General features: G+C 72.9%; 19 protein-coding genes. 10 read left to right on the forward strand and 9 right to left on the reverse strand.

All coding sequences use genetic code 11. The features are described 5' to 3' along the window. Window positions 1-13 precede the first annotated feature (13 nt). A complete protein-coding gene (locus Mco01_RS22895; RefSeq protein WP_036320031.1) occupies window positions 14-253 on the forward strand; it encodes a hypothetical protein in 240 nt (79 codons plus the stop codon). Continuing rightward, on the forward strand, window positions 250-816 hold the full coding sequence (locus Mco01_RS22900) for a P-loop nucleotide/nucleoside kinase family protein (protein WP_204058952.1): 567 nt from the start codon (window positions 250-252) through the stop codon (window positions 814-816). The genes Mco01_RS22895 and Mco01_RS22900 overlap by 4 nt, the downstream gene beginning before the upstream one ends. 42 nt (window positions 817-858) lie before the next feature. On the opposite strand, the gene Mco01_RS22905 is transcribed toward Mco01_RS22900, so the two are convergent. Beyond that, complete coding sequence (locus tag Mco01_RS22905) at window positions 859-2,010, reverse strand: ROK family transcriptional regulator (RefSeq protein ID WP_204058953.1); 1,152 nt, start codon at window positions 2,008-2,010, stop codon at window positions 859-861. 107 nt (window positions 2,011-2,117) lie between these two features. Here Mco01_RS22905 and zwf point away from each other — a divergent pair, with 107 nt between their 5' ends. From zwf to eda, 4 genes are read left to right on the forward strand one after another with little or no spacing between them, the layout of a single operon-like run. Next, the gene (gene zwf / locus Mco01_RS22910; protein ID WP_204058954.1) at window positions 2,118-3,593 is read left to right on the forward strand and encodes a glucose-6-phosphate dehydrogenase; all 1,476 of its coding nucleotides are present in this window, start codon (window positions 2,118-2,120) and stop codon (window positions 3,591-3,593) included. Beyond that, a complete protein-coding gene (gene edd, locus Mco01_RS22915) occupies window positions 3,590-5,419 on the forward strand; it encodes a phosphogluconate dehydratase (protein WP_239103842.1) in 1,830 nt (609 codons plus the stop codon). Before zwf ends, edd begins: the two co-directional genes overlap by 4 nt. Then, window positions 5,416-6,375, forward strand: a complete 960-nt coding sequence (locus tag Mco01_RS22920; RefSeq protein WP_204058955.1) for a glucokinase — start codon at window positions 5,416-5,418, stop codon at window positions 6,373-6,375. The genes edd and Mco01_RS22920 overlap by 4 nt, the downstream gene beginning before the upstream one ends. Beyond that, a complete protein-coding gene (gene eda / locus Mco01_RS22925) occupies window positions 6,372-6,986 on the forward strand; it encodes a bifunctional 4-hydroxy-2-oxoglutarate aldolase/2-dehydro-3-deoxy-phosphogluconate aldolase (RefSeq protein WP_204058956.1) in 615 nt (204 codons plus the stop codon). The genes Mco01_RS22920 and eda overlap by 4 nt, the downstream gene beginning before the upstream one ends. Window positions 6,987-7,100: 114 nt before the next feature. On the opposite strand, the gene Mco01_RS22930 is transcribed toward eda, so the two are convergent. Genes Mco01_RS22930 through Mco01_RS22955 form a run of 6 tightly spaced genes read right to left on the reverse strand, consistent with a single transcriptional unit; the run spans window position 7,101 to window position 13,838 of the window. Continuing rightward, window positions 7,101-7,979 carry a carbohydrate kinase family protein gene (locus tag Mco01_RS22930; protein WP_204058957.1) on the reverse strand — a complete coding sequence of 293 codons (879 nt, stop codon included), beginning with the start codon at window positions 7,977-7,979 and terminating at the stop codon, window positions 7,101-7,103. Further along, window positions 7,976-8,998, reverse strand: a complete 1,023-nt coding sequence (locus tag Mco01_RS22935) for a LacI family DNA-binding transcriptional regulator (protein WP_204058958.1) — start codon at window positions 8,996-8,998, stop codon at window positions 7,976-7,978. Before Mco01_RS22935 ends, Mco01_RS22930 begins: the two co-directional genes overlap by 4 nt. A gap of 60 nt (window positions 8,999-9,058) precedes the next feature. Continuing rightward, window positions 9,059-10,678 carry a glycoside hydrolase family 13 protein gene (locus Mco01_RS22940; RefSeq protein WP_204058959.1) on the reverse strand — a complete coding sequence of 540 codons (1,620 nt, stop codon included), beginning with the start codon at window positions 10,676-10,678 and terminating at the stop codon, window positions 9,059-9,061. 26 nt (window positions 10,679-10,704) lie between these two features. Beyond that, window positions 10,705-11,583: a sugar ABC transporter permease gene (locus tag Mco01_RS22945; protein ID WP_036320045.1), complete on the reverse strand. Its 879-nt coding sequence runs from the start codon at window positions 11,581-11,583 to the stop codon at window positions 10,705-10,707. Then, window positions 11,580-12,542, reverse strand: coding sequence for a carbohydrate ABC transporter permease (locus tag Mco01_RS22950; protein ID WP_036320047.1), 963 nt, complete (start codon window positions 12,540-12,542; stop codon window positions 11,580-11,582). The genes Mco01_RS22945 and Mco01_RS22950 overlap by 4 nt, the downstream gene beginning before the upstream one ends. Window positions 12,543-12,545: 3 nt before the next feature. Further along, complete coding sequence (locus Mco01_RS22955) at window positions 12,546-13,838, reverse strand: extracellular solute-binding protein (RefSeq protein WP_204058960.1); 1,293 nt, start codon at window positions 13,836-13,838, stop codon at window positions 12,546-12,548. A 314-nt stretch (window positions 13,839-14,152) separates the two neighbouring features. On the opposite strand from Mco01_RS22955, the gene Mco01_RS22960 reads away from it, so the two are divergent. Beyond that, window positions 14,153-15,442 carry an ABC transporter ATP-binding protein gene (locus Mco01_RS22960; protein ID WP_204058961.1) on the forward strand — a complete coding sequence of 430 codons (1,290 nt, stop codon included), beginning with the start codon at window positions 14,153-14,155 and terminating at the stop codon, window positions 15,440-15,442. Between the two features lie 22 nt (window positions 15,443-15,464). Here the strand turns inward: Mco01_RS22960 and Mco01_RS22965 are convergent, their stop codons facing one another. After that, complete coding sequence (locus tag Mco01_RS22965) at window positions 15,465-16,085, reverse strand: ACT domain-containing protein (protein ID WP_204058962.1); 621 nt, start codon at window positions 16,083-16,085, stop codon at window positions 15,465-15,467. A gap of 148 nt (window positions 16,086-16,233) precedes the next feature. On the opposite strand from Mco01_RS22965, the gene pulA reads away from it, so the two are divergent. From pulA to Mco01_RS22980, 3 genes are all read left to right on the forward strand, one after another. Beyond that, window positions 16,234-21,990: a pullulanase-type alpha-1,6-glucosidase gene (gene pulA, locus Mco01_RS22970; protein WP_204058963.1), complete on the forward strand. Its 5,757-nt coding sequence runs from the start codon at window positions 16,234-16,236 to the stop codon at window positions 21,988-21,990. 100 nt (window positions 21,991-22,090) lie between these two features. Next, window positions 22,091-23,062, forward strand: coding sequence for an endonuclease/exonuclease/phosphatase family protein (locus Mco01_RS22975; protein ID WP_204058964.1), 972 nt, complete (start codon window positions 22,091-22,093; stop codon window positions 23,060-23,062). 180 nt (window positions 23,063-23,242) lie between these two features. Further along, window positions 23,243-24,547, forward strand: a complete 1,305-nt coding sequence (locus Mco01_RS22980) for a sensor histidine kinase (protein WP_239103843.1) — start codon at window positions 23,243-23,245, stop codon at window positions 24,545-24,547. Between the two features lie 52 nt (window positions 24,548-24,599). Here the strand turns inward: Mco01_RS22980 and Mco01_RS22985 are convergent, their stop codons facing one another. Further along, window positions 24,600-25,565, reverse strand: a complete 966-nt coding sequence (locus Mco01_RS22985; protein WP_204058966.1) for an alpha/beta hydrolase — start codon at window positions 25,563-25,565, stop codon at window positions 24,600-24,602. Window positions 25,566-25,632 lie beyond the last annotated feature (67 nt).

The raw sequence follows: 25,632 nt of genomic DNA on the forward strand, positions 1-25,632 counted from the left end.
AAGGGGGCGCGACGTGGCGAGGGTCCTCATCACCGTGCGGCTCCCGGAGGGCGCGAGCCTGGAGTCCGCCATGAGCGCCCTGGGCCTGGAGGAGGACGAGGTGGACACCGGCTACGGCCTGGTCCCCGTCGACCCCGGCGGCGGCCTGTACGCCCTGCGGGTGAGCGAGAGCGCCGGCCGCAGAGTGGGCGGGGACGGCGCGGCCGGGCCGCACGCAGACCCGCCCATCGAGCCGTTCGGCCCACCCCGATGAGCCCCCCGTCGTGGGTGGTCTCCGGGCCGCCGGGGGCGGGCAAGTCCACCGTCTGCGCGCTCCTGCTGGCCCGTCTGCGGCCCGTGCCCGCCCTGCTCGACAAGGACACGATGTACGGCCGCTTCGTCGAGGCCACGCTCGCCGCGTACGGCAGGCGCCCGGACGAGCGCGAGGGCCCCTGGTACGACGAGTACGTCAAGAGCCACGAGTACGACGGCATGACGGCGACCGCACGGGAGATCCGCTCGCACGGCTGCCCGGTCATGCTGGGCGGCCCGTTCACCTCGCAGGTGCACGACGCGGCGCTGTGGGAGCGGTGGGTCGAGGACCTGGGCGGCCCGGACGTCCGGCTGGTGTGGGTGCGGTCCGACGGCCCCACCCTGCGGGAGCGGCTGGTCCGGCGCGGGCTCGCGAGGGACGGCCGGAAGCTGGAGCGCTTCGCCGACTACCTGCGGGCCATCCGGGTGGACGAGCCGCCGGCGGTGCCCCACCACGAGATCGACAACCGGCTCGGCGCCCCGCCCCTGGCCGCCCAGGTCGACGCGCTCCTGGCCCGGGCCTGACAGTCGCGCGACCGAGGGGCGACCGCGTGCCGATCCGGCGGCTCAGACCGCGGCGGAGTCGACGGCGTCGGCGGAGAGCACGTGGTCGAGCACCATCAGCGCGCAGCCGGTGATGCCGGCGCCCGGTCCGAGGCGGCTGCGCTCGATCCGCAGGCTGCGGGTGGCGAGCTGGGTGGACCTGCGGTAGATCACTTCGCGGACGCCGGAGACGAGCGGCTGGAACATCTCGGCCACGTCGCCGCCGAGCACGACGACGGCCGGGTTGAGCAGGTTGACGGCCCCGGAGATGACCTCGCCCAGCCAGCGCCCGGCCTGCCGTACGACGGCCATCGTCTCGGCGTCGCCCGCGCGGACCAGCGCGGTCACGTCGGCGAGCGAGACCACGTCGCGGCCCTTGGCCCGCAGGTCGCGCAGGATCGCGGTGCCGCTCGCGACGGAGTCGACGCAGTCGAGGTTGCCGCAGCGGCACAGCACGCCGCCGCCGTCCCGCACCGGGATGTGGCCGATCTCGCCGGCGGCGCCGAGCGCGCCGCGCAGGATGCTCCCGCCGGAGATCACGCCGGCGCCGATCCTGGTCGAGACCTTCACGAACAGCAGGTCGTCGAGCTCGGAGGCGTAGGCCAGGCGGTGCTCCCCCATCGCGATGACGTTCACGTCGTTGTCGACGAGCACGGGCACGGCGAACCGCTCCGCGATGATCGGCGGGATCACCACGCCGGTCCAGCTGGCCATCACGCGGGCGCTCTCGGTGCGCCCCGCGGCGAACTCCACCGTGGCGGGCACGCCGAGGCCGACGCCCACGACGGGGGCCTGCCCGTCGAGCAGCTTCTCCCAGGTGTCCATGAGCAGCGGCAGCACCACGTCGGGGCCCTCCTCGACGTCGATGTCGAGGTCGGTGCGCAGCAGCACCTGGCCGGCGAGGTCGCAGAGGGCGATCTGGGTGCGGCTCGCGCCGAGCGAGGCGACGAGGACGACGCCGCCCGCCTGGTCGAACCGGAGCCGGACCGGGGGGCGCCCGCCGGTCGACGGGCCTTCGGCGTCCTCGATGATGAGCCCGCGCCGGCGCAGCTCGGTGATCCGGTGGGCGACGGCCGGGCGCGACAGGCCCGTGATGCGGCCGATGTCGGCACGCGTGACCGCCTCCCCGCTCCGGATGAGCTGGAGGACCTCGCCGGTGGTCGCAAGTCGTGACATTAACGAGAAGTGAAGCACAGATGCTTACCGAAGTTCAATGACTTATTCATCCCAAGTTACAAAAGTCGGCTTGAAAAGTCACATATCTTCCCGCTACTGTCCCCCTCATGCCCGACCTTTCGAACGGCACGGCCCGGCCCGCCGACCTGATCATCTTTGGCGGCACCGGTGACCTGGCGATGCGCAAGCTCCTGCCTGCGCTGTACCACAGCCACCGCGACGGACGGCTCCACGCCGACAGCCGCGTCATCGCGCTGTCGCGCGGCGGGCTGGACGACGCGGACTACCGGGGGAAGGTCGACGCGGAGGTCCGCCCCGCCCTGAGCGGGGGCGAGGGCTGGGACGGATTCCTCCGCAGGCTGCACCACCGGACGGTCGACATCGCGGCGCCCGAGGGCTGGCAAGGGGTCGCCGGGCTCCTGGACGGCCACGAGGACCGCGACCGGATCTTCTACCTCGCCAGCCCGCCCATGACGTTCGGCGCGTTCTGCCGGGGAGCCCGGGAGGCCGGGCTGGTCACGCCGCTGTCGCGGGTGGTGCTGGAGAAGCCCCTCGGCCGCGACCTGGCGAGCGCCCAGGCGATCAACGACGAGGTCGGCGCGATCTTCGACGAGTCGCAGATCTTCCGGATCGACCACTACCTGGGCAAGGAGACGGTCCAGAACCTGCTCGTGCTCCGGTTCGCCAACGCGTTCCTCGAGCCGATCTGGAACTCGCTCTGGATCGACCACGTCCAGATCACGGTGGCGGAGACGGTCGGCACGCCGGGCCGCCGGGGTTACTACGACCAGGCCGGCGCGCTGCGCGACATGGTGCAGAACCACCTCCTCCAGTTGCTGTGCCTGGTGGCCATGGAGCCGCCGTCCCGCAACGACCGGGAGGCCGTCCGCGACGAGAAGGTCAAGGTGCTGCAGTCGCTGCGGCCGATCGTGGGCTCCGAGGTCGACCGGTTCACGGTCCGCGGGCAGTACACGGCGGGCCGGGCGGACGGCGCCGAGGTCCCGGGGTACCTGGACGAGCCCGACAAGAACCAGCCGACGGCCGAGTCCCTGCGGGTCGAGACGTTCGCCGCCGTACGCGCCGAGGTGCGCAACTGGCGCTGGGCCGGCGTGCCCTTCTACCTGCGCAGCGGCAAACGCCTGCCGGCCCGGCGGTCGGAGATCGTGGTGCAGTTCAAGGACGTGCCGCACGCCATCTTCCCCGGCGCCTCGCCCAACCGGCTGGTGCTGCGGCTCCAGCCGAGCGAGGGCATCCACCTGCGGCTCATGGCGAAGGAGCCGGGCGCGGGCGAGGTCGTGCTGCGGCCGGTGCCGCTGAGCCTGAGCTTCGCCGACACCTTCAGCGCCCGCGTCCCCGACGCGTACGAGCGACTGCTCATGGACGTGATGTCCGGCAATCCCACGCTGTTCATGCGGCGCGACGAGGTCGAGGCCGCCTGGCGCTGGATCGATCCGATCATGGACCACTGGAACGGCTCGGGGATGCTGCCCGAGCCGTACCCCGCCGGGACCGCCGGGCCGGCCGGGGCCCACGAGCTGCTGGCCCGCAGCGACCGTGCCTGGCACGAGGAGGACCTGCCGTGACGAACCGTGTGATCGCCGAGGTCACCGAGCGGGTCCGCGCGCGCAGCCGCGACCGCCGCCGGGCCTACCTCGACCGGATCGGCCGGGCCGGCCAGGAGCTGCGCGAGCGGGGCCCGGCCCGCGGCCGTCTCGGCTGCGCCAACCTCGCGCACGGCTTCGCCGCCGCGCCCGCCGAGGACAAGATCGACCTGCGCGGGTCGGCCAAGCCCGGCGTCGCCATCGTCACCTCGTACAACGACATGCTCTCTGCCCACCAGCCGTACGAGACCTACCCGCCGGAGCTGAAGCGGGCGGTCCGGACGGCGGGCGGCGTCGCGCAGGTGGCGGGCGGCGTGCCGGCCATGTGCGACGGCATCACCCAGGGCCGCGCCGGGATGCAGCTGTCGCTCTACAGCCGCGACGTGATCGCCATGGCGACGGCGATCGCGCTGTCGCACGACATGTTCGACGCCGCGCTCCTGCTGGGCGTGTGCGACAAGATCGTCCCCGGCCTGCTCATCGGCGCCCTGCGGTTCGGCCACCTGCCGGCGATCTTCGTCCCGGCCGGGCCGATGACCTCCGGCCTGCCGAACAAGGTCAAGGCGCGGGCGCGGCAGCGCTTCGCCGAGGGCGCGATCACCCGGCTGGAGATGCTGGACGCCGAGGCGGCGTCCTACCACTCCCCCGGCACCTGCACCTTCTACGGCACGGCGAACTCGAACCAGCTGCTCATGGAGGTCATGGGCCTCCACCTGCCGGGCGCGACGTTCGTCAACCCGCACACCGAGTTGCGGCACGCGCTGACCGCGGCGGCGGGCCGCCGGGCCGTCGAGATCTCCCCGCACGGCGCGGAGTACACGCCCGTGGGCGAGGTCGTCGACGAGAAGGCGATCGTCAACGCGGTGGTGGCCCTGCTCGCCTCCGGCGGCTCGACCAACCACACGATGCACCTGGTCGCGATGGCGGCCGCCGCCGGGATCGAGCTGACCTGGGATGACATGGCCGACCTGTCCAAGGTCGTGCCGCTGCTCACCCGGATGTACCCGAACGGCCAGGCCGACGTGAACCACTTCCAGGCCGCGGGCGGCATGCCGGTCTTCATCGGGGACCTGCTCGACGCGGGACTCCTGCACGCCGACGTGCTCACGGTGGCCGGGCGCGGCCTCGGCTTCTACCGGACCGAGCCCGCGCTCAAGGAGGGCGTCCTGGTGTGGGAGGAGCGGGCCGAGGGCAGCGGCGACCTCGACGTGCTGCGGCCGGTCGCCGACCCGTTCTCCGCCGACGGCGGCATCCACATCCTGGACGGCAACCTGGGCCGGGCAGTGTCGAAGGTGTCGGCGGTCAAGCCGGAGCACCTGGTGATCGAGGCCCCGGCCAAGGTGTTCGACGACCAGCTCGACCTGCTGCGGGCGTTCGAGGCCGGTGAGCTGGACGACCAGGACTTCGTCGCGGTCGTCCGCTACCAGGGCCCGCGGGCCAACGGCATGCCGGAGCTGCACAAGCTCACGCCGCCGCTGGCGGTCTTACTCGACCGCGGCCGGAAGGTGGCGATCGTCACCGACGGCCGCATGTCGGGCGCGTCGGGCAAGGTCCCGGCCGCCATCCACCTGTCCCCCGAGGCGGCCGACGGGGGGCCGATCGCGCTGGTGCGCGACGGCGACGTGATCCGTCTCGACTCGGCCGCCGGGACCCTGACCGTCCTCGCCGACCTGTCCGCGCGCACTCCGGAGGGCGCTCCCCTGCCCGACGAGCTGTGGGCGGGGACGGGCCGTGAGCTGTTCGCCTCCTTCCGCCGCACCGTCGGCCCCGCCGAGCGGGGGGCGAGTGTGTTCGGGGACGTTGCGTGAACCTCCCGTGGCTCGTCGCCGACATCGGCGGCACCAACGCCCGGTTCGGTTTGGTGACCAGGCCCGCCGGGCAGCCGGAGGCGGTAGCCGTACTGAACGTGTCCCAGCATCACGGCCTTGCCGATGCCGTAGCCGCCTATCTCGCAGACCATGCGGGCGGAGTTCGGCCGGAGGCCGCGTGTCTGGCGATCGCCGGTCCTGTCGACAGGGACCGGTACCGGCTGACGAACGCGGCATGGGCCGGGTCCGTCCTCGACCTGGGCATCCCCCGCGCGGTGCTGCTCAACGACTTCGAGGCGCTCGCGATCTCGCTGCCGCATCTCGCGGGAGACGACCTCGTGCCGCTCGGCGGCCCCCCGCCGTCGGCCCGGCTGGCCAAGGCCGTGCTCGGGCCCGGGACGGGCCTCGGGGTCGGCGGCCTGGTGCCCGTGCCCGGCGGTTGGGCGCCGGTGCCCGGGGAGGGCGGGCACGTCGCCGCCCCCGCCGTGACCGACCTGGAGATGGAGATCGTCCGTGCGCTGCGCGCGGACGGCCTGCCGTACGTGGACGCCGAGCACCTGCTGTCCGGCCCCGGGCTGGCCCGCCTCCACCGGGGGCTCGCGCTGGTCCGCGGCGTGGCGCCGGTCGCGGGCACGGCGGCCGAGGTCACCGCGTCGGCCGACCCGCTCTGCCTGGAGACCGTCGAGGTGTTCCTGGCGATGCTCGGCGGCTTCGCCGGCGGGGTGGCGCTGACGCTGGGCGCGCGCGGCGGGGTCTACCTCGGCGGCGGCGTGCTGCCCCGCCTGGCGGACCGGATCGGTGGCGGCGCCTTCCGCGCCCGGTTCGAGACGGCGGCCCCCGCGCTGGCGCCCTACCTCTCGGCCGTCGCCACCTCGCTGATCGTCGCGGAGCACCCCGCGCTCACCGGGGCGGCCGCCTGGCTCGCCCAGGTTTCCTCTAATGTGGAGCTGGTATGAGCCTTCTCGATCTCGCCCCCGTGGTGCCCGTCGTGGTCGTCGACGACGCGGAGACCGCCGTCCCCCTCGCCCGCGCGCTGGTCACGGGCGGGCTGCCGATGATCGAGATCACGCTGCGCACCCCGGCCGCGCTGGAGGCGGTCCGCCGGGTGGCCGCCGAGGTGCCCGAGGCCGTGGTGGGCGCCGGCACGGTCCGCACCCCGGACGACGTCGAGGCGGCCGTCGAGGCGGGCGCCCGCTTCCTCGTCTCCCCCGGCACCACACCGGCCCTGCTCGCCGCGCTGCTCGGCTCCGGCGTGCTGTTCCTCCCGGGCGCGGCGACCGCCACCGAGGCGATGACCCTGGCCGAGCGCGGCATCAAGGAGATGAAGTTCTTCCCCGCGGAGGCCGCGGGCGGCGTCGCCTACCTCAAGTCGCTGGGCGGGCCGCTGCCCGACGTCCGCTTCTGCCCGACCGGCGGCGTCACGCCGCGGAACGCGCCGTCCTATCTGGCGCTGCCGAACGTCGGCTGCGTCGGCGGAAGCTGGCTGACCCCCGCCGACGCCCTGGCCTCCGGCGACTTCGGGCGGATCGAGAAGCTGGCGGCGGAGGCGGCCACGCTGCGCCCCTGACCGGCACACCCTCCAGACCTCGCCGGCCGAGCCACCCTCCCTCGGCGGAGCCGGCGGCCATGCTCGTGGCCGCGACCCGGCACCACGTTCATGGATTTCGGGCCCGCGACCGTCTCACCCGCCGGTCGCGGGCCCTTTCCACGGGTCCTCGTGGGTGCCCTCGACCGTGCACGCGTGCGCCCCGGCGAGCCCGCCCAGCCGTACGCACTCCTCCAGTGGGCGGCCGGAGAGCCTGCCGTACAGGAAGCCGGAGACGAACGCGTCGCCCGCGCCGTTGGTGTCGGCCACCGGGCCGGGCAGCGGTTGCGCCGGGAAGTGCCGGATCTCGCCGCTCTCGCCGAGCACGTGGCATCCCCGGGCGCCGTCCGTGCACACCACGGTCGAGGCCCGGCCGCGGTCCGCGATCGAGCGCATGACCGCGTCCCGGCGGGCGCCGAGCGCGGCCGCGGACAGGAACACCAGGTCGGAGTTGCCGGCGAAGTCACGGTGGTGGTCGTTCTCGCCGTCCCAGTCGTGCAGGTCGGTGGAGGTCGGCGTGCCGGGCGGGATGTCCGCGTAGACGTGCCGGCAGAAGTCGGTGATCGACACGTGCACGTGCCGCGCCTCACGGAGGGCGGGCAGGTAGAGGTCGCGCGGCAGCCGCTCACCCGGCGACGGCCGCGGGTCGAACAGCGACAGCCGCCGTCCCGCCGGGTCGACGAGCAGGACACTGCGCCGCGTGCCCGCCTCCGCCCGCGCGAAGGCGAAGCCGACGCCGCGCGACGACAGGTGCGCCCGGATCAGCGCGCCCTGCGGGTCGTCGCCGACGAGGTCGACCAGGAGCACCCGCAGGCCGAGGGCGTGGCAGCCGAGCGCCACCCCCGCGCCGGTGTTGCCGATGCGGTCCAGGACGGGCGGGACGGCGTAGGTGTCGGCGTACGGCAGGGGCAGCGCGGGAACCCGGACGGTGGTGTCGACGCCGGAGCCCCCGACGACGAGGACGTCCACGGTCACCGGTTGACGAGCGGGCCCGAGCTGGTGGACCCGCGGACCACCAGCTCCGGCTGGTAGATCAGCTCGACGTGCTTGGAAGGGGTGCCGCCGATCTCCTCCAGCAGGGTCTCGACGGCGGCCGCGGCCATCGCGCCGATCGGCTTGCGCACCGTGGTCAGCGGCGGGTCGGTGAACGCCATCAGCGGCGAGTCGTCGAAGCCGACCACCGACACGTCGCCCGGGACCGACAGCCCGCGCTCCCGGGCCGCGCGGATCGCGCCGAGGGCCATGAGGTCGCTGGCGCAGAAGATCCCGGTGCAGCCGCGGTCGATGAGCGCCCCGGCGGCCGCCTGGCCGCCCTCGACCGAGAACAGCGAGTGCTGGATCAGCTCGTCGACGCCGGACAACCCGAGGAGCTGGGCCATCGTCTGGCGGAAGCCCTCGATCTTGCGGATGACCGGGACGAAGCGGCGCTGGCCCAGGGCGAGCCCGACCCGCTCGTGCCCGAGGTCGACCAGGTGCTGGACGGCGAGACGGGCCGCGAGCCGGTCGTCGGGCGAGATGAACGGCGCGGGGATGCCCTCGTTGTACCCGTCCACCAGCACGATCGGCAGGCCCCGGTCGGTGAGCCGGGTGTAGCGGTCCATCCGGGCGGTGGTGTCGGCGTGCAGGCCCGACACGAACACGATGCCGGAGACGCCGCGGTCGAGCAGCATCTCGGTGAACTCGTCCTCGGGGGCGCCGCCGGGTTCCTGGGTGCACAGGATCGGGGTGTAGCCGTGCTGGGTGAGCGCCTTCTCCACCGCCTGCGCGAAGGCCGGGAAGATCGGGTTGCCCAGCTCGGGGATGACCAGGCCGATCAGGCCGTTGCTGCGCTGGCGCAGCCGCTGCGGGCGTTCGTACCCCATCAGGTCGAGCGCGGTCAGCACGGCCTGGCGGGTGGAGGCCGACACCCCCGCCTTGCCGTTCAGCACCCGGCTCACCGTCGCCTCGCTGACTCCCGCCTGAGCCGCGATGTCCGCGAGCCGCGTGTTGTTCATGAGCATCACTTTAGGTCGTGCCCCTCAGATCTTCTGCCGTTGCGGTTCTCCCGCGGGCCCTCACCGATCCGTCCCGGCCGCCCACCAGGTGGCCGAGTCGGGCGCGAGCCTGACGACGCCGCCGGCCGTGTCCGGCCCGCCGCTGGCCAGCAGCAGCTCGCCGGGGGCCGGCCCGATCTCGACCCACTCCGGCGTCATGTTCATCAGGAACGTGAACCCGTGCCCGCGGGTGAAGGCGAGCGTGCCGCGCGGCCCGTCCAGCCACGTCAGCGTGCCGTCGCCGAGGCCCGGGTGTTCGCGCCGCATCGTCAGGGCCGCCCGGTAGAGGGCGAGGGTGGAGGCGCCGTCGCGCTGCTGGGCCTCGACGCTGAGGTCCCGCCACCCCGGAGGCACCGGGAGCCAGCTCTCGTAGATGCCGGGAGGGGCGAAGCCGAGCGTGGGGTCGCCGGCGGCCGTCCACGGCAGCGGCACCCGGCAGCCGTCGCGCCCGCTGTCGGGGTCGCGCAGCCGCTGCGGGTCGCGCAGGTAGTGCTCGGGCAGGTCGAGCACCTCCGGCAGCCCGAGCTCCTCGCCCTGGTAGACGTACGCCGAGCCGGGCAGCGCGAACATCAGCAGCGCGGCGGCCCTGGCCCGGCGCAGGCCGCGCTCCCCTCCGCCGTACCGGGTGACGTGGCGCTTCACGTCGTGGTTGGACAGCACCCACGTCGAGGGGGCGCCGACCAGGGCGGCCGTGCGCAGCGACTCGTCGACCACCGCGCGGAAGCGGGTCGCGTCCCACGGGGTCTTCAGGAAGTGGAAGTTGAACGCCTGGTGCAGCTCGTCGGGCCGGACGTAGTTGGCCAGCCGCTCGGGGGAGGGCGCCCACGCCTCGGCGACGCCGATCCGCTCCCCGTCGTAGGAGTCGAGGATCCGGCGCCACGACCGGTGGATCTCGTGCACGCCGTCCTGGTCGAAGAACGGCACGACCTGGGCGCCGATCAGCTCGGCCTGGCCGAGCCGCCCGACGTCCGGCAGGCCGGGCGCCTTGACCATGCCGTGGGCCACGTCGATCCGGAAGCCGTCCACCCCGAGGTCGAGCCAGAACCGCAGCACGTCGGCGAACTCGGCGTGCACCTCGGGGTGCTCCCAGTTCAGGTCGGGCTGCTCGGGCGCGAACAGGTGGAGGTACCACTGGCCGTCGGGAACCCTGGTCCAGGCGGGGCCGCCGAAGATGGACTCCCAGTCGTTCGGCGGGAGCGCGCCGTCCGGGCCCTTGCCGTCCCGGAAGATGTAGCGCTCCCGCTCCCGGCCGCCCGGTCCGGCGGCCAGGGCGGCCGCGAACCAGGGGTGCCGGTCGGAGGTGTGGTTCGGCACGACGTCCACGATGATCCGCAGGCCCAGCGCGTGGGCCTCCTCGATCAGCGCCGTGGCGTCGGCGAGCGACCCGAAGATCGGGTCGACGTCGCGGTAGTCCGCCACGTCGTACCCGAAGTCGGCCATGGGCGAGGGGTAGAACGGGGTCAGCCAGACGGCGTCCGCACCGAGCTCGGCCAGGTACGGCAGGCGGCTGCGCACCCCCGGGAGGTCCCCCACGCCGTCGCCGTTGCCGTCCGCGAAGCTGCGCACGTACACCTGGTAGATCACGGCGTCGCGCCACCATCGGGTGGCGACCACCGGCGGCTGGACGGCGACTTCGGTCATGGGGATCCCCCGATTCTCATATAGGGTCACGCCTTCGTGGCGCCGGACGTGAGGCCGGTCACGAGATGGCGCTGGACGAGCAGGAAGACGGCGGCCGCCGGGATCGCGATCAGCACGGACGCGGCCGTGAGCAGCCCCCACTCCGCCTTGTGCTGGCCGACGAACTGGCTGAGGCCGACCGCGAGCGTGTACTTGTCGTCGCCGGTCATGAACGCCGTGGCGTACGCGACCTCGGCCCAGGCGGTGAGGAACGAGTAGAACGCGGCGACCGCCAGCCCCGGTTTGGCCAGCGGCAGGATCAGCCGCCAGAACGTGCCGAACGGGGTCAGGCCGTCCACCCGTCCCGCCTCGTCGATCGACGCCGGGACCGTGTCGAAGTAGCCCTTCATCATCCACGCGCAGAACGGGATGGTCGTGGTGAGGTAGGTGATGACCAGCGAGGGCAACTGGTTGATCAGCCCGAGGCCGGCCATGAGGTTGTAGATCGGCACGATCAGGATGGCCACCGGGAACATCTGGATCACCAGCAGCATCCACATGACCGAGCGGAACCCGGGGAAGCGGAACCGGCTCACGGCGTACCCGGTGCTGGCCGACAGCAGGACGCTGATCACCGCGGTGGCCAGCGAGACGACGACCGAGTTGCCGGCCCAGGTGAGGAACCGGGTCTCGCCGAGCACCTGCGCGTAGTTGGCGAACGTGGGCTGCTCGATCGGCGAGACCGAGGCCGTCTCGATGACGGCCCGCGGCTTGAGCGAGGTCAGCACCAGCCAGGCGACCGGGAAGACCGACACGATGCTCGCCGCGATCAGCGTGAGGTGCAGGGCGGCCGACTTCAGCGGCGTGCGGGAGTCCCGTCCCCCGGCCTTGGCGCGCGTGGCGGGCGGGGCCGCGGCCGGGCTCACCACGCCTCCCCCTGCTGACGGAGGGCCCGGCGGTAGACCGTGGCCATGACCACGAGCAGGGCGAGGATGACCAGGCCCCACGCCGCGGAGCCGGCGTAGTCCCTGATGCCCTCGAAGGCCTGCCGGTAGGCGTACGTCACGAGGATCTCCGTGGATCCGGCCGGCCCTCCGCGGGTGAGCAGGAAGATGACCGGGAACTGGTTGAACGTCCAGATCGTGCCGAGCAGCACCACCGTGCTCAGGACGGGGCGCAGCCCGGGGACCGTGATGTGCCGGAACCGCTGCCAGGCCGAGGCGCCGTCCACCTCGGCGGCCTCGTACAGCTCGCGCGGGATCCCCTGCAGCCCGCCGAGCAGGGCGAGCATCATGAACGGCACGCCGAGCCAGACGTTGCACGCGATGACCGAGACCTTGGCCCAGAACGGGTCGTCGAGCCAGCTGATCCCGGCGAACCCGGCGGCCCTGAGCATCGCGTTGACCACGCCGAACTCGCCGTTCAGCAGGTAGCGCCAGATGAACGCGGACACGAACGCCGGGACGGCCCACGGCAGCACGAGCAGCATGCGGTACAGCGCCCGCAGCCGCATCGGCCGGTTCAGCAGCAGCGCGAGGCCGAGCCCGATGCCCACGTGCAGGGCGACGCACACGAGGGTCCAGACGACGGTCCACGCCAGCCGGCCGAGGAACGTGGACGACGTCAGGATGTCGGCGTAGTTCCGCAGCCCCACGAACTCGTACGTCGCGGGGATCACGTTCATCCCGATCGTGCGGCCCATGGTGGCCTCGGTCGCGTCGGTGAGCGACAGGTAGACGCCGCGGACGAGGGGGTAGCCGACCAGCACCAGCGTCACGATGACGACCGGCGCGACCATCGCCCAGGCGTACCAGTGGCGCGACAGGAGACGCCGCGCCCCGGAGCGGGGCGCGGCCCTCCTCGCCGCGACGACGTCAGCCGCCATCGGTCACAGGCTCCAGCCCTTGAGGATGCCCTGGTAGGCGGTGGCGACGTCCTTCAGCATGGGCTCGGTGGCCGTCTGCCCGGCGGCCAGCTTCTGGTAGCCGTCGACCAGCGGCTGGAACAGGGAGGCCGCCTCCGGGATCCACGGGCGCTCGACGGCCGACTCCATCGGCTTCTGCCACTGGGCGATCTTCGGGTTGGCCGTGGCCTCCGGCGAGCTGTAGGCCGGCTGGCGGGTGGGCAGCAGGCCCAGCTTGCCGGCGATCTTGGCCTGGTTCTCGGCCGAGTCCATGAACGCCACGAACAGGTAGGACGCCGCGAGGTTCTTCGAGCCGGCGTAGACGGTGTAGTCGTGCCCGCCGACCGGCGCGCCCGACTTCACCGACCCGGCCGGGACCGGAGCCACGCCGAAGTTGTCCGGGTTGTCCTTGAAGACCTTGCCGCCAAGGTTGTCGGAGTTCGACCACGGCCCGTTGAAGATCATGGCGACCTTGCCGTCCTTGAAGGCGGTCTCCGCGTTCGTGTAGCTGTCCTGCAGGGCCGGCTTGGCCGTCGCGCCGGACGTGATCAGGTCCTCGACGATCTTCACCCCCGCGACGGACTGCGGCGAGGAGATGGTGATCTTCTTGTTCGGCACGTCCACGAAGTCGCCGCCCTCGCCGTAGATGAACGGCAGCAGGAAGTAGGCGTCCACGTTCAGCGCGAGACCGTCGGCCCCCGTCTTGGACTTGACGTCGAGGGCGACCTTCTTCAGGTCGGCCATGGTGGCCGGAGGGGCGTCGTAGCCCGCCTTCTTCAGTAGCTCCTTGTTGTACAGGAGGCCCAGGGTGTCGGTCACCTGCGGCACGCCGTACGTCTTGCCGTTGAACTTGCCGCTGGCGGCGGGCGAGGCGAGGAACTCCTCGGGCTTGACCAGCGCGGGGGTGCCGTCCAGCGGCGCGAGGTAGCCCAGCGAGGCGAACTCCGAGACCCAGCCGACGTCGGTCCGCAGCACGTCGGGCGCCCCGGCCCCCGACTGCGCGGCCGTCTTGAACTTGTCGCGCGCGTTGGCGAACGGCACGTTGACGTAGTTCACCTTGATCTTCGGGTACTTGGCCTCGAAGTCCTTGATCAGGTCCTGGAAGGCCGGCGCCTCGTTGGTGGCGTCGGAGGTGTCCCACCAGGTGACCTGGCCCGAGACCTGGTCCGGGGCGACGCTCGTGGCCGGGGCGGAACTCGTGTCGGAACTGCTGCCGCAGGCGGAGACCGCCAGGGCGAGCGCCGCGGCGACCGCCGCGGCAGGGATGACTCGCCGCATGTGTGGTGCACTCCTTGCTCAGGGGGATTTATGGCGGAACGTACAGCCGGGCGCGTCACCGTGAAAGCCCTTACAGAAACTTTCAGCAAATTCGTTACCTTTGACGGCCTGCCGGGCGCATCCCGAAGGTCATGAGCAGGCCCTGACAAAAGACTTTCAAATAGGGAAAGTTTGCAGTAACCGTAAGTTGCGAGCAGATGCCGGATTCTTCACGACACGTATGGACACGGGTGCCCGCAACGCGATGTACTACCTCATCAATCACACCGAAGGCTGGGGATCCGGGCGTGCCTGCCCGGGAGGAACGAGCTTGCATGAGCACCGTCGTCCTCGACAATGTGACAAAGGTCTACCCGGGGGGTTACCTCGCCGTGGACCGTATGAACCTCCGGGCCGAAGAGGGGGAGTTCCTCGTCCTGCTCGGGCCGTCGGGCTGCGGTAAGTCCACGCTGCTCCGCATGATCGCCGGCTTGGAGGAGATCACGGCCGGCGACCTCTGGCTCGGAGGCAAGCTCGCCAACCATCTCGCGCCCCGGGACCGGGACGTGGCGATGGTCTTCCAGAACGGGGCGCTCTACCCCCACCGGACCGTCCGCGGGAACCTGTCCTTCCCGCTGGAGATCGCCAAGGCCGACCCGGCGTTGGTCAAGGAGCGGGTGGTCGAGCTGTCGCGGGCGCTGCACATCGACGAGACGCTGGACCGGCGGCCGGGGACGCTGTCCGGCGGCCAGCGCCAGCGGGTCGCGATGGGCCGCGCCATCGTGCGCCAGCCGTCCCTGTTCCTGATGGACGAGCCGCTGTCGAACCTCGACGCGGGCATGCGCACCGAGCTGCGGATGGAGATCTCCTCCCTCGTCCGCGCCCTCGGCGTCACCACCATCTACGTGACGCACGACCAGGTCGAGGCGCTCACGCTGGCGGACCGCATCGCCATCATGAACCGCGGCGTGCTGCAGGACATCGGGACGCCGGCGCAGGTCTACAACGACCCGGCGACGGCGTTCACGGCGGCGTTCCTCAGCTCGCAGCAGCTCAACCTGCTGGCGGCCACGGTCCGCACGCCCCAGAACCAGTTCATCCTGCTCGACTTCGGCACGCACCAGATCACCATGCCCTGGACCGATCCACGTGCTTACGCTGTGTCACAGCACACCGGCATGCAGATCATCGTCGGCATCCGCCCGGACGCGCTGATGCCGGTGCCGGAGAGGACCGAGGGGCCGACGTTCTTCGGCCGGGTGCGCACGCTGGAGTACCACGGGCACGAGTGGCTGGCCTACCTCGAGGCCGGCATCCCCGCCGTCCACGTGCCGGAGCCGCCGGACCGGCGCCGCGGCCACGTCAACGGGAGCCAGGCCGGGATGAACGGCAAGGCCCGCTCGATGATGCGCCGGCTGCTGAGCTCCTCCGCCGCAGAGGAAGAGGAGGTGGCGGGTCCCGCGCCGTCCGCGGCGTCCGGCACGCACCGCCGGGCCGACCTGATCGTCCGGCTGGGCAGCCGCCCCGTCTGGCGGGCCGGCGAGCACGGGCGGGTCGCCGTCGACGTCTCCCGCCTCATGCTGTTCACCCAGACCGGCGCCCGGATCGACCCGCCGCGGCGCTAGTCCTCGCCGTCCGGGCGATTGTTCACGCCGTACGGCTCACCCCCGCCCGGGCGAGCACGCAGACGATCTCGACGAGGCGGACGACCTTGTCCACCTCGGCCCGGTGGAACGCGGGCCCCTGTGACCGCGCCACCACCAGATGCACGCCGTCCATCGGCACGCTGACGAGATGAAGGCCGCCCTCGCTGAACGAGGCCGGCCGCAGGGGGGTGAGGTCGGCGGCGGGCACGGTCTCCGGCGCCTGCCAGCTGCCGTGCACGACCTCCCCGGTGGAGCTGTCGACCGCGACCGCCCACTCCGCGCTGACGAGATCGGGGACGGCGTCCACGAGCGCGAGATACGCCCGGTCGGGCTCCCCCGCCACGTGCCCGAGCAGGTCGTAGTCGGGGCTGGTGCCGGGCGCCTCGCGGGTCGGCCACACGGCCTCGACCCGCGTGCCGGGGACGACGCCGATCCGCTCGCGCAGCTCGCCGGGCTCGAACAGCCCCGACCAGGAGACCGTGAAGTCGTCCACCGCCCGGCCCGACTGCCGTTCGAGCACCGTCACCTGCAGGATGTCGGCTCCCATCACCCCGAACGCGCGCGCCACCTGGCCGAGCACTCCGGGCCGGTCGGGGAGCGAGACGCGCAGCCGCAGCAACATCCCCCATCACCTCCACCTTGTGCGACACCAACAGTGTCGGACACAGGTTTCGAGCCTGTTACGGCGGTGGGTCACGGAACGGCTGCAATGTTTCTGGAACTTTCAGCAAAACCTTGCACGAGGTGGGGCTCGCCAGTACGTTCCGGGCATGGTGCCCCCCCAGCTCCCGCGTGCGCGCGTCCCGCTCGCCGCTGCCGCCGCCCTCGCACTTCTCGCGTCCCCGCTGGTCACGACCGCGCCCGCGCAGGCGGCGCCGCCCGCCGCCGTCCCCGCCCACAGGGCCGCGGGCGCGCAGACCCCCGTCGCCGCCGGCCCCGCCGCGGCGCCGTCCCCGGCCGGCGGCGCGCCCGCCGACGCCGACCTGGCCAGGGACGCCCTCCGTACGGGCCTGACCCGGGAGCGCCTCTACTTCGTCATGACCGACCGCTTCGCCGACGGCGACCCGTCCAACGACCGGGGCGGCCTGTCCGGCGACCGGACGACCACCGGCTTCGACCCCACCGACAAGGGCTTCTACCAGGGCGGCGACCTCGCCGGCCTGATCGGGAGGCTCGACTACGTCAAGGGGCTCGGCAGCACGGCGATCTGGCTCACGCCGTCGTTCGAGAACCGGCCGGTGCAGGGCACGGGGGCGAACGCCAGCGCCGGCTACCACGGCTACTGGATCACCGACTTCACCAGGATCGACCCGCATCTCGGCACGAACGCGCAGATGAAGACCCTCGTGAAAGAGGCGCACAAGCGCGGCATGAAGGTGTTCTTCGACATCATCACCAACCACACCGCCGACCTGATCGACTACGCCGAGAAGACGTACGGCTATCGCTCCAAGGCGGCCTACCCGTACGTCGACGCGTCGGGCAGGGCCTTCGACGACCGCGACTACGCCCTGCGGGACGACTTCCCCAAGGTCACGACCGCGTCGTTCCCCTACACGCCGGTGGTCACGGCGAATACGAAGGTCCCGGCCTGGCTGAACGACCCGACGATGTACCACAACCGGGGCGACTCGACCTTCTCCGGCGAGAGCTCCGAGTACGGCGACTTCTCCGGCCTCGACGACCTGTGGACCGAGCGGCCCGAGGTCGTAAAGGGCATGACCGACATCTACGAGACGTGGGTGAAGGAGACCGGGATCGACGGGTTCCGGATCGACACGGCCAAGCACGTGGACATGGCCTTCTGGCAGCGCTTCGCGCCCGCGCTGCACGGGTACGCCGCCAGGCTCGGCGACCGGCGGTTCTTCATGTTCGGCGAGGTCTACAGCAGCGACCCGGCCTTCGAGAGCCGCTACTCCACGACGGGCGGCCTCGACGCGACCCTCGACTTCGGCTTCCAGGAGGCGGCCCGGTCCTACGCGAGCGGCGGCGACGCGCGGAGCCTGTCCGCCCTGTACGCGGGCGACGACTACTTCACCGACGCCGACTCGAACGCGGCGTCGCTGCCGACGTTCCTCGGCAACCACGACATGGGCCGCATCGGGCACTTCCTGGAGCAGGACGACCCCTCGGCCGACGACGCCACCCTCCTCGCCCGCGACCGCCTGGCCCATCAGCTCATGTACCTGACCCGCGGCCAGCCGGTCGTCTACTACGGCGACGAGCAGGGGTTCACCGGCGCGGGCGGCGACAAGGACGCCCGGCAGAGCATGTTCGCCTCCAGGACTCCCGACTACCTCGACGACGACCTCATCGGCACCACCGCCACCCACGCGACCGCCAACTTCGTCACCACCCATCCCCTCTACACCTCGATCGCCGAGCTGGCGCGGCTGCGCGACCGCTATCCGGCGCTCGCCGACGGCGCACAGGTCGAGCGGCTGGCCTCCGGCGGGCTGTACGCCTTCTCCCGGATCGACGCCCGGGAGAAGGTCGAGTTCGTCGTCGCGCTCAACAACCGCGGGACGGCCGGGGCCGCCGACATCCCCACCTCCTCCCCCGGCACGTCCTTCACCCAGGTGTACGGCGGCGCGGGGCGGGCGACGGCCGGCGCCGACGGGCGCCTGTCCGTCACCGTGCCGCCGCTCTCGGCCGTGGTCTACCGGGCCGACGTGCGGCTGGCGGCGCCGGCCGCACAGCCGGCGATCACGCTGTCCCTCCCCGGGACCGAGCTGCGCGGCCCGGCCGGCGACGGCCGGGTGGCGATCACGGCCCAGGTGCCGGGGACGGGCTTCGACCAGGTGACATTCGCGGTCAAGGCGGGCGACGCGCCCTGGCGGGTGCTCGGCACCGACGACGCCCCCACCGGCCGCGTCTTCCGCGTATTTCATGACCTGAGCGGGCTGCCGGCGGGGACACCCCTGACGTACAAGGCCGTGGTGAAGGACTCGGCCGGACGGTACGCGAGCGCGACGGCCACGGCCGTGGCCGGCCCCGAGCCGGTCGAGGAGACGCCGGGGACCGTGAACCGCGACTACCTGGTGGTCCACTACCAGCGGAAGGCCCGCGACTACGACGGCTGGGGCCTGCACGCCTGGGGGGACGTCGACCAGGCCGTCGACTGGGCCTCGCCCGTCGCGCTGGACGGCGAGGACTCCTTCGGCCGGTTCGCCTGGATCAGGCTCAAGCCCGGCGCGCGGGAGGTCAGCCTGATCACGCACCGCGGCGACACCAAGGACCAGGGCGACCGCATGGTCGATCCGTCCAAGACGGGCGAGGTGTGGCTCGTCGAGGGCGACCCGGCCGTCCACCCCTCCCGGGCCGAGGCCCAGGGATACGCGACCGTCCACTACCACCGGCCCGACGGCGCGTACGACGGGTGGGGGCTGCACCTGTGGGGCGACGCGATCGCCGACGGCGTGGGCACCGACTGGGCGAGCCCCAGGAAGCCCGACGGGACCGACGCGTCCGGGGCGTTCTGGCGGGTGCCGCTGAAGGACCCGGCGGCGCCGCTGAACTTCATCGTGCACCGGGGCGACGCCAAGGACCCGGGGCCCGACCTGTCGTTCGTCCCGGCCCGGCAGCCCGAGGCGTACGTGGACTCGGGCGAGGCGGCCGTGCACGCGAGCGCGGCCGCGGCCCGGCACGTGGCGGTGCTGCACTACCACCGGCCGGACGGCGACTACGAGGGCTGGGGCCTCCACTACTGGGGCGACGCGGAAGGGTCGGTCGAGTGGGGCAGCCCGCTCGCGCCGGCCGGGACCGACGCGTTCGGCGTGTACTTCGAGGTGCCGCTCAAGGAGGGCGCCCGCACCCTCGGGTGGATCGTCCACAAGGGCGACCAGAAGGACCAGCAGGCCGACCAGTCCCTGGATCTCGCCGTGAACGGCAACGAGGTGTGGAAACTGTCAGGTGTGGACGGATACCTGCTGCCCCAGCCGGCGGCCTCCGGCGCCGACGCCGACCTGTCGAAGGCGACGGCCCAGTGGATCGACCGCGACACGGTGGCCTGGAAGGGCCGGACGGCCGATGCGCGCCACTACGCGCTCGCCTACTCCCCCACCGGCGGCATCGCCTACGCCAAGGGCGACCTGACCGGCGACGTCCACCTGATCCGGCTGACCCCCGGCACGCTCACCGACGCCCAGAAGGCAGCCTGGCCGCACCTGGCGTCGTACGCGGCGCTGAAGGTGGACCCCCGCGACGCCGGGCTGGCGCGGGCCGCGCTGCGCGGGCAGGTCGTGGCCGTCGAACGCGATCCCGCGGGCGCGCTGCTGACCGCGACCGGCGTGCAGATCCCCGGCGTGCTCGACGACCTGTACGCCGGGGCGGCCTCGGCCGCGCTCGGGCCCACCGGGGGCGGCGGGCTCGCCGTGTGGGCGCCGACCGCGCAGAAGGTCGAACTGGCCCTCTACGACGGGCCCGCGGGCGGCCGGCGGACGGTCCACCCGATGCGCCGCGACGACGCCACCGGCGTGTGGTCGGCGGACGGCCCGTCGTCCTGGCGGGGCAGCTACTACACCTACCTCGTCACCGTCTACGCCCCCGCCGCGGGCAAGGTCGTGACCAACGAGGTGACCGACCCCTACAGCCTCATGGTCTCTGCGGGCTCGGGCCGCAGCCGGATCGTGGACCTGTCGGACCGGTCCCTGACGCCGGCGGGGTGGGCCACGCTGAAGAAGCCGGCCCCCGTCCGGCAGGACCGGGCGTCGATCTACGAGCTGCACGTCCGCGACTTCTCGGCCTCGGACGCGACCGTCCCGGCGGCCGAGCGCGGCACGTACAAGGCGTTCACCGAGACCGGGAGCGCGGGCATGACCGAGCTGCGGAGCCTGGCGAAGGACGGGCTGACCCACGTCCACCTGCTGCCGGTGTTCGACTTCGCGACCGTGCCCGACCGGAGGGCCGACCGCACCGAGCCGGCCTGCGACCTGGCCGCGCTCCCGCCGGACTCCGACCGGCAGCAGGCGTGCGTCGCCGCCGCCGCGGCGTCCGACTCCTTCAACTGGGGGTACGACCCGCTGCACTACACGGTGCCCGAGGGGTCGTACGCCACCGACCCGGACGACCGGATCCGCCAGTTCCGCGAGATGGTCGAGGGGCTGAACGGCGCCGGGCTGCGGGTCGTGATGGACGTGGTCTACAACCACACCCACGCCGCCGGTCAGGACCCGCAGAGCGTGCTCGACCGGATCGTGCCGGGCTACTACCAGCGGCTTCTCGACGACGGATCCCTCGCCACGTCGACCTGCTGCGCCAACACCGCCCCCGAGCACGCGATGATGGGCAAGCTCGTCGTGGACTCGATCGTGACCTGGGCCAAGGAGTACAAGGTCGACGGGTTCCGGTTCGACCTGATGGGCCACCACCCGAAGGCGAACATCCTGGCCGTGCGCAGGGCCCTCGACGCGCTCACCCCCGCCAAGGACGGCGTGGACGGCAGGTCGATCATCCTGTACGGCGAGGGCTGGAACTTCGGCGAGGTGGCGGACGACGCCCGGTTCGTCCAGGCCACCCAGGCCAACATGGCCGGCACCGGCATCGGCACGTTCAACGACCGGCTGCGCGACGCGGTGCGGGGCGGCTCGCCGTTCGACGCCGACCCGGGCGTGCGCGGCTTCGGCTCCGGCCTCGCCGACGAGCCCGGCGACCGGCTCGCGGGGTACGAGGACCTGATCAGGCTGGGCCTCGCGGGCAACCTGCGCGACTTCACGTTCACCGGGTCGTCGGGCAGGCCGGTCAAGGGGTCGGAGGTCGGCTACAACGGCGGCCCGGCCGGGTACACCGCGGCCCCCGGCGAGGCCGTCACCTACGTGGACGCCCACGACAACGAGACCCTCTACGACGCCCTCGCCTACAAGCTGCCCCGGCCGGCGTCCATGGCCGACCGGGTGCGGATGCAGACGCTGTCGCTGGCCACGGTTCTGCTCGGGCAGGGCACGGCGTTCGTGCACGCGGGCAGCGAGCGGCTGCGCTCCAAGTCGCTCGACCGCAACTCCTACGACTCCGGCGACTGGTTCAACCGGCTGCTGTGGGACTGCCGGGAGGGCAACGGGTTCGGCGCGGGCCTGCCCCCGGAGAAGGACAACGGCTCCCGGTGGCCGTACGCCCGGCCGCTGCTGGCCGACCCCGCGCTGCGGCCGGACTGCGGGGCGATCACGGCGGCCAGGACCGGCTTCGGCGAGCTGCTGCGGATCCGCTCCTCCTCCCCCGCGTTCTCGCTCGGCACGGCCGCGGAGATCCAGAAGCGGGTGTCGTTCCCGCCGTCCGGCGTCCCGGGGGTGATCGTCATGCGGATCGACGCGAACGGCGTGGACCCCGCGTACCGGTCGCTGACCGTGGTGTTCAACGCGACCGGGACGGCGGCGGCCCCCGTGGTGCCCGAGCTCAAGGGGGCGCGGGCCGCCCTGCATCCGGTGCAGGCGGCGTCGGCCGACCCGGTGGTGCGGCAGGCGTCCGCCGACCCGGCGACCGGCGCCCTGCACGTCCCGGCCCGTACGGTCGCCGTGTTCGTCCAGACCGGCTGATCGCCGTCCGTCGCCCGGTGCGGCCATGCTCGTTAGGGCGACCGTATGGCCAAAGGCCGCCGTCAGGTAGATAGTGAGCCCGAACCGGAAATTTCCGGATTTGGCGATCTATCTGGTGGCGGCCATGGCTGTTGTCGGCACGTGGAACCTGGAGAACCTCTACCGGCCGGGCGGCGAGTACGGCCCACGCGACATGGCGGCCTACGAGGCCAAGCTCAAGGCGCTGAGCACCACGATCACGCAGATCGCGCCCGACGTGCTCGGCGTCGAGGAGGTCGGCGACCCGGAGGCGCTGGCCGACCTGGCCGCCCTGCTCGACGGGGACTGGCACGTCGCGCTGTCGGCCCACCCCGACGTCCGGGGCATCCGCGTCGGGGTGCTCAGCAGGCTCCCGATCACCGTGCTGGAGGACGTGAGCGCGTTCCCGCCGCCCCTCGGGCCGATCCAGGCCGACGACCACGGCGGGACCGGGTCCGCGACCGGCCGCGGCGTCCTCGCCGTACGGGTGGAGCCCGTCCCCGGCACGAGCCTGGACCTGGTCGTCTGCCACCTCAAGTCGAAGCTGCTGAGCTTCCCCGGCGGGCGGTTCCAGCCGCACGACGAGGGCGAGCGGGCCCGGTTCGGGGCGTACGCCCTCTACCGGCGGGCCGCCGAGGCGGTCACCGTGCGCGCCCTGGCCGACCGGCTGCTCGACGGGCACGGGCGGGACAGGAACGTCGTCGTGGTCGGCGACTTCAACGACGAGCCCGAGGCCGCCACCTCACAGATCCTGCTCGGGCCGCCCGGCTCGGCGATCGGGACCGCGGGCGAGCGGGTCCCGGACAAGGGCGACGCGTGGCGCCTGTGGAACCTCGCGCCGCTGATCCCGGAGGCCGAGCGGTACTCCCGGGTCTTCCACGACGGCCGGGAGCTCATCGACCACATCCTGGTCAGCCGGGCCCTGCTCGACCGGGTGGCGTCGGTCCGCTCGTTCACGGGTCACGGGCTGCCGTCCGTGGGCGACCAGCCGTCGGCCCGCCGCGACGCCGCAGACTCCGACCACGCGCCGGTCGTCGCCACGCTGTCGCTCTGACACGCGGAGCGATCGCGACATCACCCGCCCTTTGGAGACTTTGGGTAACTTTGGGGACAGCTTTTCGATGTCGCGAAGTTTCCGCGAGATGACCTTGAGTAACCTCGGGTAATGCTCCTCCCCAGGCTGCGTTCCCCGTCGCTCCGTGCGCGATTGACCCTGATCGCGACCGGTGCCGCGGTGTTCGTTCTCATACCTCTCGCGATCGCGGTGAACGTGGTCGTGCGGCACGCCGTGGCCGACCGGATATGGGACCAGAGCCTGGACGCCGCCACCCGCGTCGCCGCCCAGGTGCGCGACGGACGCCTGCCGAATCCCGTCCCCGCCGACCCCACCGGCGTCGATCTGATCGAGGTCGTCGGCCCGGGCGGCCGGCTGGAGGCGAGCAGCGTGCCCGCGCGCGGCCTGCACCGCCTGAGCATGCTGCAGCCCGACTCCGACACCCGGGTCACCCAGACCACGTCGTGCTCGATGCCCCACCGCGACTGCCTGCTCGTGACCGCCGTCCGGGTCTCCGACAGCCCCGCCTCGGAGATCGTGTACGCCGGGCGGTCGGCCCCGACCATCCTCACCACCCCGTTACCCGAGGTGGAGATGATGCTCGTGGCGGTCGTGCTCGCCTTCCTCACCGGCTGGGTGGCGTGGAAGGCCACCGGCCGGGCCCTGCGGCCGGTGGAGGCGATCCGGTCGGAGCTGGCCGAGATCACCCCGCAGACGATCGACTCCCGCGTGCCGGAGCCCCCCGGCGACGACGAGATCGCCCGGCTGGCGCGCACCGCGAACGACGCCCTCGAACGGCTCGACCGGTCGATCCAGATGCAGCGCCAGTTCGCGGCCGACGCCTCGCACGAGCTGCTGACCCCGATCGCGGGCATCCGCGCCCAGCTGGAGGGCGCGCGGCTGCACCCCCAGGACACGGCCGAGGCCGTCGACGCGGCCCTGCGCGACACCGAGCGGCTGGAGTCGATCGTGGCCGACCTGCTGCTGCTCGCCCGGGTGCGCACCGTCCCCGAGGCGGCCCGGGAGGACGTCGACCTCGGCGCCCTGGTCGCCGCGGAGGTGGCGCACCGCTCGGAGCGGCTCCCCACGCGCCTGCGCACCGCGCCAGGCGTGACCGTGCGGGCCCTGCGCGGCCAGCTGTGCCGGGTGGTGGCCAACCTGCTCGACAACGCCGAGCGGCACGCGCTGACCAAGGTGTGCGTGGAGGTCGCCCAGACCGGCGACGAGGCCGTCCTGTGCGTCATCAACGACGGCGACCCGATCCCGGCCGAGGACCGCGAGCGGATCTTCGAGCGCTTCTACCGCAGGGACGCCGCCCGCAGCCGGATCCACGGCGGGACCGGCCTCGGGCTGGCGATCGCCCGGGAGGTGGTGGAGGCGCACGCGGGCACGATCCGGGTGGAGGACGGCGAGCCCGGCGTGCGGTTCGTCATCCGGCTCCCGCTGGTTCACGACGAGGTCGCCGCGCAGCCGCAGGCCCGCTGAGGTCGTCCGGAGGCGCGCCCGGCCCATGGCGACCGATCCGGGCGCGGCGCCCCTACGCGGTGGGCATCGGGTTCGCCGAGGGCCCGGGACGCCAGGAGCCGGCCAGCGTCGGCAGTGCCCTGTCCAACTCCCTCTCCCAGTAGGGCCAGGTGTGGGTGCCGGGGCCGTAGAAGTCGGTCGTCACCGGCACCCCCGCCGCCCGGGCGGCCGCGACGAAGCGCCGGTTGCGCACCAGGATGGCGCGCTCCCCCCGGTCGAGCGCGGCTCCCGCCCCGTCCAGCGGGCCGGGCTCGCCGTCGCCGCACGACACGAACAGCCGCACCCCCTTCAGCCGCGCGGCCAGGTCTACGGGGTTGTGCTCGCGCCACGTCCCCGCCGGCGGCGTCCCCCACAGGTCGGCCGGGTCCACGCCGAATGAGCGCATCAGCTCCTCCAGCCCCGGCCGGTCGTAGGAGGTGTCGAGCACGCCGGAGAACGACGCCGCGGCCTGGAACACCCCCGGGTGGCGGGCGGCGTAGGCGAGGGCGCCGAGGCCGCCCATGGACAGCCCGGCGACCGCCCGCCGGTCGCCCACGCCGTAGCGCCGCTCCACGACGCCGCGCACCTCGGTCATGTGGAAGGTCTCCCAGGCGGGGCCGCGCAGCCAGTCGGAGTACCAGCCCATCGGGCCGCCCTCCGGGACGATCACGACCGCGTCGAGGTCCCCGGTGAGGCGCTCGGCGCCGCCCTCGGCGAGCCAGGAGTCCGCCCGGCTCTCGCAGCATCCGTGCAGCAGGTACAGCGCCGGCCACCCGGTGGAGCCGGGCCGCCAGCCGCGCGGCCTGACGACCCACACCGACGCCTTGCGGCCGAGCGCGGGAGAGTCGACGGTCAGCAGATCGACCCGCCCGCCGAGGTCCTCCACCGACACCAGACGCGGCCCCGGGGAGGCGCCGGACGGCCGTACGGCGGCCCCGTCATGGCGGGCACAGGCCCCCACCAGCACAAGGACGGTCAGAGCGGCGACGAGCCGGCGCATGGGGGACCTCCGGGTCTCCTCGGGATGTCGACCGCTCCGGCGACACCCAAAGTTAAGACCGGCGCCC

This window comes from Microbispora corallina (assembly GCF_016863035.1).
Classification (GTDB): domain Bacteria; phylum Actinomycetota; class Actinomycetes; order Streptosporangiales; family Streptosporangiaceae; genus Microbispora; species Microbispora corallina.